Annotated in this window: 10 protein-coding genes and 2 pseudogenes; 3 read left to right on the top strand and 9 right to left on the bottom strand. The window is 67.8% G+C overall.

Features of this window, described 5'->3' with window-relative positions; genetic code table 11:
• From AB0N06_RS36435 to AB0N06_RS36420, 4 genes and pseudogenes are all read right to left on the bottom strand, one after another.
• Nucleotides 1-236 (bottom strand): annotated as a pseudogene (locus tag AB0N06_RS36435) (transposase); the annotation flags it as partial.
• A gap of 27 nt (nt 237-263) precedes the next feature.
• Nucleotides 264-1,343, bottom strand: coding sequence for an IS110 family transposase (locus AB0N06_RS36430; protein WP_366138981.1), 1,080 nt, complete (start codon nt 1,341-1,343; stop codon nt 264-266).
• Between the two features lie 220 nt (nt 1,344-1,563).
• Nucleotides 1,564-1,728 (bottom strand): hypothetical protein, encoded by a 165-nt coding sequence (locus AB0N06_RS36425; RefSeq protein ID WP_366138980.1) that lies wholly within the window; start codon nt 1,726-1,728, stop codon nt 1,564-1,566.
• 411 nt (nt 1,729-2,139) lie between these two features.
• Entirely contained in the window at nt 2,140-2,481 is a 342-nt protein-coding gene (locus tag AB0N06_RS36420) for a helix-turn-helix domain-containing protein (protein WP_366138979.1), read from the bottom strand.
• A gap of 147 nt (nt 2,482-2,628) precedes the next feature.
• Here AB0N06_RS36420 and AB0N06_RS36415 point away from each other — a divergent pair, with 147 nt between their 5' ends.
• The gene (locus AB0N06_RS36415) at nt 2,629-3,627 is read left to right on the top strand and encodes a zinc-dependent alcohol dehydrogenase family protein (protein WP_366138982.1); all 999 of its coding nucleotides are present in this window, start codon (nt 2,629-2,631) and stop codon (nt 3,625-3,627) included.
• Between the two features lie 387 nt (nt 3,628-4,014).
• Here the strand turns inward: AB0N06_RS36415 and AB0N06_RS36410 are convergent, their stop codons facing one another.
• Together AB0N06_RS36410 and AB0N06_RS36405 are read right to left on the bottom strand one after the other, a co-directional pair.
• On the bottom strand, nt 4,015-4,899 hold the full coding sequence (locus AB0N06_RS36410) for an aldo/keto reductase (protein ID WP_366138978.1): 885 nt from the start codon (nt 4,897-4,899) through the stop codon (nt 4,015-4,017).
• Nucleotides 4,900-4,912: 13 nt separating this feature from the next.
• Complete coding sequence (locus AB0N06_RS36405) at nt 4,913-5,851, bottom strand: NAD-dependent epimerase/dehydratase family protein (protein ID WP_366138977.1); 939 nt, start codon at nt 5,849-5,851, stop codon at nt 4,913-4,915.
• A gap of 70 nt (nt 5,852-5,921) precedes the next feature.
• On the opposite strand from AB0N06_RS36405, the gene AB0N06_RS36400 reads away from it, so the two are divergent.
• Together AB0N06_RS36400 and AB0N06_RS36395 are read left to right on the top strand one after the other, a co-directional pair.
• Complete coding sequence (locus tag AB0N06_RS36400) at nt 5,922-6,881, top strand: LysR family transcriptional regulator (protein ID WP_366138975.1); 960 nt, start codon at nt 5,922-5,924, stop codon at nt 6,879-6,881.
• A gap of 562 nt (nt 6,882-7,443) precedes the next feature.
• A complete protein-coding gene (locus tag AB0N06_RS36395) occupies nt 7,444-7,719 on the top strand; it encodes a hypothetical protein (protein WP_366138974.1) in 276 nt (91 codons plus the stop codon).
• A gap of 98 nt (nt 7,720-7,817) precedes the next feature.
• Here AB0N06_RS36395 and AB0N06_RS36390 read toward each other — a convergent pair whose 3' ends face one another.
• The 3 genes and pseudogenes from AB0N06_RS36390 to AB0N06_RS36380 all read right to left on the bottom strand — a co-directional run.
• Complete coding sequence (locus AB0N06_RS36390; protein WP_366138973.1) at nt 7,818-8,417, bottom strand: hypothetical protein; 600 nt, start codon at nt 8,415-8,417, stop codon at nt 7,818-7,820.
• Between the two features lie 285 nt (nt 8,418-8,702).
• The gene (locus AB0N06_RS36385) at nt 8,703-9,263 is read right to left on the bottom strand and encodes a helix-turn-helix transcriptional regulator (protein WP_366138972.1); all 561 of its coding nucleotides are present in this window, start codon (nt 9,261-9,263) and stop codon (nt 8,703-8,705) included.
• A gap of 353 nt (nt 9,264-9,616) precedes the next feature.
• A pseudogene (locus AB0N06_RS36380) lies at nt 9,617-9,946 on the bottom strand (DnaB-like helicase C-terminal domain-containing protein); the annotation flags it as partial.
• Between the last annotated feature and the right edge of the window lie 180 nt (nt 9,947-10,126).

Raw genomic sequence — 10,126 nt, 5'->3', positions numbered from 1 at the left:
GACAGCGACAGCACCATCTCGTCCACCCCGCCCAAACGCCGCTGCCGCTTCTTGACCAGCTGCGGCTCGAACGTCCCGGCCCGGTCCCGCGGCACAGTGATCTCCACAGGACCGGCCTCGGTGGTCACCGTCTTGGACCGGTGACCGTTGCGGTAGTTCTCCCGGCCGCCCTCGGCCCGCTCTCCGGGCTCGTGTCCCAGATGATCGGTGAGTTCGCCCTCCAGCGCGGACTCCAGCACCCGCTTGGAAGCTCCTATAGACCGTCAAGTGGCCGGCTGAAGGTGTTGAGGCGTCATGTGTGGGCGAGGCAGGTGCTTGTAGACCTCGCGAGCAACGAAGCGTTTCAGACAGCGGATGATGTCCTTCTTTGTCATGCCTTGGGCAGTGCGGCGGGCAACGTACTCCTGCGTCCGGCGGTCGTTGCGCATGCGGACGATGACGATCGTGTGCAGAGCCCGGTTGGCCTGGCGATCGCCTCCGCGGTTGAGACGGTGCCGGTTCGTACGGCCGGAGGATGCCGGGATGGGCGCGGCCGCGCACAGATGCGCGAAGGACGCCTCGGACCTCAGCCGCTCGGGGTTGTCACCAGCGGTGATCAGGAGTTGTCCGGCGCTCTCGGGACCGACACCCGGCAGGGCGACCAGCTGCGGTGCGGCCCTCGTCACCAGGGGCTTCAGCTCGGCGTCCGCATCGGCGATCTCCTGGCTGAGCGTCCGGTAACGGCGGGCGAGCCGCCGCAGAGCCGTCCTGACGGCGCAGGCCGGGTCCGCCAGGTCGCCGGCAGGGCGGGAACGGGCCAGGCGGTCGATCAGCTCCACCGAGGGCAGTTCCCGGAACTGCTCACGCACTTCGGCAGGGGCGGTGATGATCAGGGTGCGGATCTGGTTGACGGTCTGGGTGCGAGCTTTGATGGCCGAGCTACGGGCCACCCGCAGGGCGCGGATGGCTTCAGCGATGCCGTTGCGGGACTTCGGCGTCCCCTTGGCCCGACCCGAGAGCACGGCCGTCGCTGCGGCGTAGGCGTCGACGGGGTCGGACTTGCCGTTGTCCCTTCGGGCCTTGCGGTCGGGCCGGTCGACCTCCATGACGGTGATGCCGTTCGCCGACAGAAACCGGGCCAGCTCGGCTCCGTAGGCGCCGGTCCCTTCGACCCCGACTGCAAGGACCTCGCCGTGCGAGCGCAGCCAGTCCAGCAGCTGCTGGTAGCCGGCAGAACTGGTGGGGAACGGCTCCGTGGCCAGATGACGGCCGACCGTGTCGATGACCACAGCCTGGTGGGTGTCGGTGTGGGTGTCGGTGTGGGTGTCGATCCCGCCGATGACGGCTATCTCATCCGCTGCCATGCTGGTCTGCTGTCCTTCCAAACGACACATGAGGGGCGGCACGCGCGTCGGTCGGGCAGACGGACAAGACAGTGATGGGACCTTTGGCCGGGCTCCTATGAAGTCACAGATGCCCGACCGGCCGCGCGCAGCGGCACCGCTTGGGAGATCGACAATTCCAAGCAAGGACAACCCAAGTGCCGGTCAGCTGCCGGGTCAGACCTCCAAGCGATGCCACGGGCTACATCATCACTGTCAGCTGCTGCAGCAGGCCGCCCTCTCCGGTGAGTTTCACCCCGCCGGCCTGAGCCCGGGCCACCAGCTCGGCGGCCAGCCCGTCATCCACAGCGTTCGTCACATCCACGGTGGCCTTCCCGGCCTCGATGTCACTCGTCACGTCAGTCATCAACTGTGCTTCCAGCTCGGGAGTTACACCACTCACCGTACAGACCCGGGGTGAGCACAGACTTCCTCTACTCGAGCCCGGGACTGCGCACCCGGATCGAACGTCACCGCGCCGAGGGCGGGTCGGCCTCGCCGGCACCTGCAGATCCGCCCGGTGACTCATCGACCTCAGCCGCCGTAAGGGCGCTGAGTGCTCGCCTCACAAGACAGCAACAGGCTCACCACGCAGAGGTCGAGAGGCTACGAAAGGCCCTGGAGGTGGCCCATGGCAAGAACCTCGAACTGCGTCGGCGCGTCGCCCAATACGAGCCGGAGTGAAAATCGCCGAAGTCACGACCGGTTCATCGACATGCTGCATACCGGACTCGGCTGACACAGGTGCCGGACTCGCCCCACGCGGGCCCCTGCGGGATCACGGCTGGTCGCGCTCACTGACCAGTGCGTGGAGGAGGCCGGGGAAGGCTTCGTCGACCTCTTCGCGGCGTAGCGCGTTCATCCGGGAAGTGCCGACGTAGTACTGGCGGATGAGGCCAGCTTCGCGCAACACATGGAAGTGATGCGTGGCGGTGGACTTGCTGACCGGCAGCTCGATCGTGCCGCAGGCGAGGTCTTGCCGTGCGGCGTACAGCTCGCTGACGATCCGTCGGCGCATGGGGTCGACCAGGGCCTCAAGCACCTGCTGAAGACTGATCGTGTGGATGTCCGGGTGAGCCGGGATGCGATCGTCCTGGCTCCTCTGCCGCGCTGTCGCCATTTGCCTGTCGGCCTCCTGTCCGCGTGTTATACGACTTCCGTCAAAGTATCACGACTGTCGAACTTTGACAGTCGTCGTACTTTGCGGTTGGGTGAGGGGCGGCGGTGCGGTCCCGTGCCGCTGTCGTCGATCGAAGGGGGATGCGTGATGGCCACGACGGTGCGGTTCCACGAGTACGGCGGGCCGGAGGTGTTGCGGCTGGAGGATGTGCCGGTCGGCGACCCCGGCGCTGGCGAGCTGCTGATCCGTGTGGATGCGATCGGGCTCAACCGCGCTGAGGTGCTGTTTCGCAGCGGCCACTACATCGAGCTGGTCAAGGAGTTCCCCGCCCGGCTCGGCGCCGAGGCTGCAGGGGTGGTCGAGGCGGCCGGCGCGCATGTGACCGGGTTCGAGATCGGCCAAGCGGTCAGTGTGGTGCCTGCGTTCTCGATGAATGACTACGCCGTTTACGCCGAGCGCGCGATTGTTCCTGCGGCCGCGGTCGTGCACCGCCCCGAGGGACTCGGCGCGGTCGAGGGCGCGGCGGTGTGGATGCCTTATGTGACGGCTTACGGGGCGCTGGTCGAAGTAGGCGGGATGAGAGCAGGTGACACCGTCGTGCTCACGGCCGCCTCCAGCAGTGTCGGGCTGGCCGCGATTCAGGTCGCCCGGCGTGTCGGCGCAGTGCCCATCGCCACCACACGCAGCCGCGCCAAGAAGGATGCGCTGCTTGCGGCGGGGGCGGAAGAAGTGATCGTCACCGACGAGGACAACATCGCCGATCGCGTGCTCTCCCTGACTTCAGGCCGGGGCGTCGAATTCGTCTTCGATGCCGTCGCGGGACCTGGCGTTGTGGACCTGGCCAAGGTGGTCGCCCCCGGCGGCACGCTCTTTCTGTACGGGGCGGTGAGCGGCCAGGTGACCCCCTATCCGGGGTTCGAACTCGGCATGCCTGCACTGAACATGCGCACCTACACCATGCATGAGACGACCAGAGACCCGCAGCGGCTTCGCCGGGCCGAGGCGTTTGTCTCTTCCGGCCTGCGCACCGGTGCCTTTCGGCCTGCCGTAGACCACACCTTCGCCCTGGACGAGATCGTCGCGGCGCACCGCTACATGGAGGCGGGCGCCCAGGTGGGCAAGATCGTCATCAAGGTCGACCACTGACGGTCTCATTGGTCCTGCCGCCGGTCTGGTCGGTGGCGGGGAGGGGCTCGGGGCCTCAAGGCCATCCCATGGCTCTACGTGGCCTCGTCCCTGTCTCGCCCTGTTGTCGCGGTGCATCGAGGGGCGTGGCGGTCTCTGCTGTCAGCGGCATGGCGCTGACGATATGAGCTGCTGGCCGAACCAGCGTGGGCATCGAGACTGACGGACGAGGACCGGCGCGGCCTGACCGCCTTGTTCTGGTCGAACGTCAACCCGTACGGAACGTTCCGCTTGGAGATGGACACCCGAGTCGACTTCGGCCGGCCGGCGACGGTGCCTATGCAGCGACAGGCAGCAGGTCCCAGCCGTCCTCGGTCAAAGTCTGCAAGCGACGCCCCGTGACCCACCTCAGCCAGGGAGAGCGTCCTCAAGCTGCGTCAGCTCCTCCGTGCTCAGCTTGAGCTCCGCGGCATGTGCTGAGTCGGTAATGGAGGTTGGGCGGCTGGCTCCCGGCACTGGGAGCACTACCGGGGAGCGGGCGAGCAGCCAGGCCAGCGCGATCTGCTGCGGGCTGACGCCGCGCTCGGCTGCGATGCGGTGGAAGGCTGTGCCCGCCGAGGTCGGGCCGGACGGACCGTCGAGGGAGCTGCGGGAGATGCCGCCCAGCGGGCTCCAGGGCAGAAAGGTCAGGCCCAACTGCGTGCTCAGCTGCAGCGCGGGCTCGCTGGCGCGCAGGGCAGGCGAGTACTGATTTTGCACGGAGACGAGTCCGTCGCCGAGGATCGCGTGTGCCCGGTGGATCTGGGCGGTGGTGACGTTGGAGATCCCGGCAGCGCGGATCGTGCCGGCGTCGAGCAACTCGCGCAGGGCGCCGACGGACTCTGCCCAGGGTACGGCCGGGTCCGGCTTGTGCAGCTGGTATAGGCCGATGCTCTCGACGCCCAGGCGTCTGGCGGAAGCCTCGGCGGCGCGCTTGAGGTGGGCAGGAGTGGCGGTGACGGTCCAGCTACCGTCGCCGGGGCGGCTGCGGCCGCCCTTGGTGGCAACCAGGACGCCGGAGGTATCGCCGCCGTAGCTGGCCAGGGCGCGGGCGATCAGGAGCTCGTTGTGGCCTACCTCGTTGGCGTGCCAGTGGTAGCTGTCGGCGGTGTCGATGAGCGTGACGCCGGCGTCGAGGGCGGCGTGGACGGTGGCGATGGCCCGCGCCTCGTCCGGGCGGTGCTCGATGGACAGCGGCATGGCACCCAGGCCGATGACGCTGACGGCAGTGTCTGCGATGGTGCGGTACTGCATGGTGACTTGATCCTTAGGCGTTGGGTGACGGCTCGGTGGTGAGGGCTTCGGCGACGGTGCCGGGCAGCCAGTCGGTGGTGCGCGAGAAAAAGAACCCCAGCTCCTTCGCGCGGGCGTTGCTCATGGCGTAGTAACGGTCGAAGGAGAACGGTGAAGCCTCCTCGCCCGCCCGGACGGTCCGGTAGACGGGCTCCCGGCCGACCCGCGTGGCGATGATCGCGACGAGGTCGTGTACGTCGAGCGGGCCGTCGGAGCAGGCGTTGATCGGACCGGTGAAGTCGGCTGTGGTCGCCCACAGCAGCAGGTCCGCTAGCTCCTCGTAGTGGATGAAGACGGTGGGCAGCGCCTTCGTGTGCACAGTGATCGCTCGGCCCTCGGCGATGCGCTCGGCGTAGTGCGCCAGCCGGCCGGTGAACTCCTGCGCGCCGCCGCCCAGCACGTGTGCGCTGCGCACGGAGGCGAACTCGACGCCGCCGGCGCGGGTGAAGACGGCCTCCGCCTGCCGCTTGCCCTCGGCGTAGTGCGCCTCCAGGTACGCGTCGTCGTGCCAGGGCAGGTCCATGGCCACCAGCCAGGTGGCCGGGTCCACGATCTCCTCCGGCACCGGCGTGCCTGCCGGCACAGTCGGCAGCGCGGCGGTCACGGGGTCGTAGACCTCGATCGTGGAGGTCATGACGTAGCGCCGGGTGCGGCCGGCAAAGGCGCGGGCGGCGATAGCAGCCTGCACCGGGGTGTAGCAGACCTGGTCCACAACGACGTCGAAGGTGCGGGAGTCGAGCGCGGCCGTCAGGGCGGCCTCGTCGTTCCGGTCGACAACGAGGTGCTCGACGCCGACGGGTGGCGGGGTGGAGCCGCGGTTGATCACAGTGACCTGGTGACCCGCGGCCTGCAGCCGCTCCACCAGGAGCTTTCCGAAGTACCGACTTCCGCCGATGACGCAGATCTTTTGCATGCGCCCATCCTGGAAGCCTATGGTCATGAGCAGAAGTCCTGACTTACTGGATGAGTATTAAGGAAAACTGTTGATCGATGTGCAGCGGCTCCGCGTCCTGCGCGCGGTGGCGGAGCACGGCAGTTTCAACCAGGCGGCCACGGCTCTCCGCCTTACCCCTTCGGCCGTCTCTCAGCACGTGGCTGCCCTGGAGCGCAGCCTCGGCGCCCAGGTCGTCGTCCGCAGCACCCGCGGCGTCACCCTCACACAGGCCGGCCAGATCATGGTCGGCGCCGCCGAATCCGTCGCCGCAGAGCTCGCACACGCACAACGGCAGGTCGCCCAGCTCAGCACCGGCCGTACCCTGCTCACCGTCGCTACCTTCACCAGCGGCGGCAGGATCTTGCTGCCCGGTGCCCTCTCCCGGCTCATGGCAGCGCATCCCGGCACCGTGCTCCACATCAGAGAGGGCGAACCCGAGGACACCCTGCCGCTAGTCCGCCAGGGCGCCGTGGACCTCGCCCTCGCCTACCACTTCGACGGCCCGCTACCCGTTGGGCCGGGCCCCAGCTCCAGCCTGGAGTGGACGCCGCTCCTGGAAGACCCCCTGCACGTCGTCCTGCCTCAAGGGCATCGACTCGCCAACCGCGAAGCACTCAACCTCGCCGAGCTGGCAGCCGAACCCTGGGTGCTCGGTTGCCTGAAGACCGAGGCATATCTGCGCCGCTACGCCGAGCGCGCCGGCTTCGATCCGGAAGTGCGCGGTACCACCACCGACTACTTCTTCGCCCGCTCTCTCGTCGCCGCAGGCATGGGAATCTCCCTGGTCCCTTCTATTGCGCTCGCCCCGGAGATCCCTGGCCTATGCGCCGTCCCGATCAAGTCGCCAGGGCCGATCCGGCACATCGGCGTCGCCGCAATCAGCCGTAGCGACCGGCCTCACGTCACGACGCTCATCCACGCCCTTCGCGAGCAGGCGAAGCAGCAGCACAGGGGCGTTGATGCCGCCACGGGTAGCCCCCGGCCGAACGCCGACCGGGTCAAGTTCTGATGACGGCGCTGTCACGTTGTTGAGTGTGTGAGTGCCTGACGGTGTGTCGAGGTGTGGTGGGGCCGGGTTCCGGCTTCGTGCTCAGGCCGCGGCAGGCAGGCCGGGATTCCTGCCCAGGCGGTCGAGCGCCTGGATCTGGGCCCGACTTGGTCCAGGTCGTGGACGGCGGCGTGGAAGGCGGGGAAGGCCGAGGTCGTCAGCCCGGTACGGGACCTGGGCGAGGTGCCGGCGATGGCGTCGGCACCGGTGCGGCGTTTCGCCTGGCGGACCGGCCAGCGGCACCGTCCTGGGCTGGAGTGCCTGGTCTCCACCGGTCGGCAGCACGGCTTCGAGAGCCTGGCCGAGCGGTGGCTGCTGCTGGTTCTGGACTTCGTGGGCGGGTTCGACGAGGCAAGTGGGCTCGCGCCCAGGACAACCTCCACGCCTTCGAGATCGCCTTGGACGCCATCGCCGCTGACCTCGAAGCCTCGCCCCGCATCGACTACCAGCACCGCCGCCAATGCCTCGTCGACTGGACACTGGCGCCCATGATCTGGAACCACATGGTCGGCCAGCTGCAGCAATGGCCCGGCAACCGCGCCATCACCACGACCGGAAACGGCTTGCCGTCTCGGCCTACATCTGGGCCCGCATCACCCAGGGCGAGTACTTCTTCTCCCCCTGCCCCTCGCACATCGCGGCCGACCCGGAAGCCTGCCGCCTCTGGAAGTACCACCGCAGATTCACCTGCACCTGGCTCAGGCAGACGGACGACCACCCTCACTACCGCGAGCTGAAGGCTCTGCTCGACGACCACGCCGACCAACTCGCCATCGCCATCGACGCGGAGCGATCATGACCGGTCGTCGCCACCAGCCTGTCGAAGTAGCGACAGCCCGCCGCCAAGATTGGCCCGCGGACACCTGCACTGCGTCCCCTGTGGGCGTGGTTCCCGTTCTACTCCACCGGCTCGCGCCAGGAGGCGACGAGATCGTGGAAGCGCGAGAATCGGGCGCCCGGAACAGTCTCACCACTGACCGTCTCGCCATTGAGCCAGCAGATGTCGAAGATGTCCGTCTCGGTATCGAGCAGGCAGCACACACCATCGGTGGCGGCGGTGAGGTCAGTGAACACCTTCCTGACGCTCGCGGACTGCACGAACATCCGGCTCATGCCCGAGGTGGCCGCTGTGAACTGCAGCGACGCGAAGTTCGGGTGCCATGCCGGGGAGAACCTGACAGTCAGGTAGATGTACCCGACCGCCACTCGTCCCCGCTCGTCGACCCTGTCGGAATCGCGGAGGAAGAACTCGCGCATCGCGTCGTCAACGCCGATTACGATCAAGGTGTCCAGCTCGAGCGTGCCGCCCGCTGAACAGTCGACCGGCTCGCTCTTGAAGTTCGAGGTGAACGGCACGATCAACTGCTCTCCGCCCGGCAAGGTCACCGGGAGCGGCGGCGTGTCGCGGCCTTGTGGGGCGAGCTCGGCCAGCCGGGTCAGTGCCCTCACAACGTTCCGAGGGGGCATGAAGATCTCGTAGCTGTAGTCCAGTCCCAAACCGCCCCCGCCTCCCCTGTCCTGTCCTGAACCGGCATCCTTACACGGTCTGGACCGGCCGCCCAGTTGATTTCGGGGCGGCTGGCTTCATCCGGGCGCGGTCGGCAACGGTCCTGAGCATCGGCTCGTCTCCCAAGAGATCAGCTCCGAGCGGAAGCGCTGTCGCCCATGTCCCGGCACAAGGCACTGACCGCAAGCCGAACGCTCAGGTGGCCAAATCAACCACTCACTGGCCAAGTGAAGCGCTCAGTCACATTTTCGACGCGATCCCCTGCCCGAGGCGCTTCATGCGTAGTCGAGCTCGATGTAGTCGATGTCGGTGAACTCCACCAGGAGGCCTTCCGCTCGGCGGCCGCCATCTTTGAAGTACTGCTCCTGGAGGCCTTCGGCGAGGACGGCCTGGAGCTGCTCGTCGGCCGCGCCGCCGGCCTGGGCGTCGAAGAGGCGGGCCGCGTACTCGGGGGGCAGGTGCTGGGTGATGCGCCGGATCCGTCCGTCGTCGGACGTGCCGGGCGCCGCGGTGAACCCGAACCTCGCCCGGGTCTCGATGACGATGCCGGTCGACGTCGCGGCCTGCCGCTTCGCCCGCTCACGCACCCGCGGCTGCCAGTTCTTGCGCACCTCGGCCGCGAGCTTCGCGGCGAGGTCGGGGCGCGGGGTCTTGATCTGGCCCTTGAGGTAACGCTCCACCGTGCGCTGGGAAATGCCCAGACGCCGGGCGACGATCCGGGTGGAGCCCTTCTCGTGCCTCACGAGGAACCGTATCTGGGCGCCGGCCGACTTCGGTATCGGGCGAGTCGCGGTGCTCGCGGCGGCCTCGTCGAGGCTGTCGCCGATGATGCCCACGGAACTACTCCTGTCGTTGATCGTCTGTACGGGCTGCTGAGAGCCGATCTCCACCCCGGGTGACCGGATGGACTCCGGAGTGGGTGATCGTCAGCGAGGGGCGCGCCTAGGCGGCTTGGCGGGGCATGTGGTCACGCTGGATGTAGGTTCTCAATCTCCGTGTCATCTGCCGATGCCGTGACCTGCTGGTTCTTCCGGTGTCTCACGCCGTGTCATCCGTCGGCCGTCTCAGATCCGTGTCATTTCCTCGGCCCATTCGTCAGTCGGCAAGCCGCTGACCTGGGCACTCTCAGGAACTGACGTCCGTATGACACGGCAACTGAGAAAATGACACGGGATTTGAGAACCTACAATCACGCGGGCAGGTCTTGTGCCATGTCGACGAAGCGGCTGTAGTGCCCTTGGAACGCGGTCGTGATGATCGCGGTCGGCCCGTTGCGGTGCTTGCCGACGATCAGGTCGGCCTCGCCCGCGCGTGCGGACTCCTTGTCGTACTGGTCCTCGCGGTGCAGCAGGATCACCACGTCGGCGTCCTGTTCCAGCGAGCCGGACTCTCGCAGGTCGGAGACCATGGGCTTCTTGTCGGTGCGCTGCTCGGGCCCGCGGTTGAGCTGGGACAGTGCGATGACAGGGACTTTCAGCTCCTTGGCCATCAGCTTGAGCTGGCGGGAGATGTCGGAGACCCCGCCTGGCCCAGGCCGCGACCTATCCGGCGCCGGTCCAGGATTCGGCCGGCGTCCACGACCGCTTCGGCCAAGTCCTCGCCCCCTGCTGGGGCCGCCTGCACCCCAAGCTGGACCGGCGCGGCTCCTGGGCTGACCACGAAGGCGAACTCCCCATCGTCGAGGGAACGTTGGTTTATC

The sequence above is a fragment of the Streptomyces sp. NPDC051020 genome (assembly GCF_040683105.1).
Taxonomy (GTDB): Bacteria; Actinomycetota; Actinomycetes; order Streptomycetales; family Streptomycetaceae; genus Streptomyces.
Note: the sequence above shows the minus strand (reverse complement) of the source record. Positions and strands in the feature narration are given on the sequence as shown.

Bases quoted from the DNA above. Each gene is read 5' to 3' on its own strand.
- AB0N06_RS36430 (WP_366138981.1), bottom strand. From the start codon at position 1,343: ATGGCAGCGGATGAGATAGCCGTCATCGGCGGGATCGACACCCACACC.
- AB0N06_RS36425 (WP_366138980.1), bottom strand. From the start codon at position 1,728: ATGACTGACGTGACGAGTGACATCGAGGCCGGGAAGGCCACCGTGGAT.
- AB0N06_RS36420 (WP_366138979.1), bottom strand. From the start codon at position 2,481: ATGGCGACAGCGCGGCAGAGGAGCCAGGACGATCGCATCCCGGCTCAC.
- AB0N06_RS36415 (WP_366138982.1), top strand. From the start codon at position 2,629: ATGGCCACGACGGTGCGGTTCCACGAGTACGGCGGGCCGGAGGTGTTG.
- AB0N06_RS36410 (WP_366138978.1), bottom strand. From the start codon at position 4,899: ATGCAGTACCGCACCATCGCAGACACTGCCGTCAGCGTCATCGGCCTG.
- AB0N06_RS36405 (WP_366138977.1), bottom strand. From the start codon at position 5,851: ATGCAAAAGATCTGCGTCATCGGCGGAAGTCGGTACTTCGGAAAGCTC.
- AB0N06_RS36395 (WP_366138974.1), top strand. From the start codon at position 7,444: ATGGCCCGGCAACCGCGCCATCACCACGACCGGAAACGGCTTGCCGTC.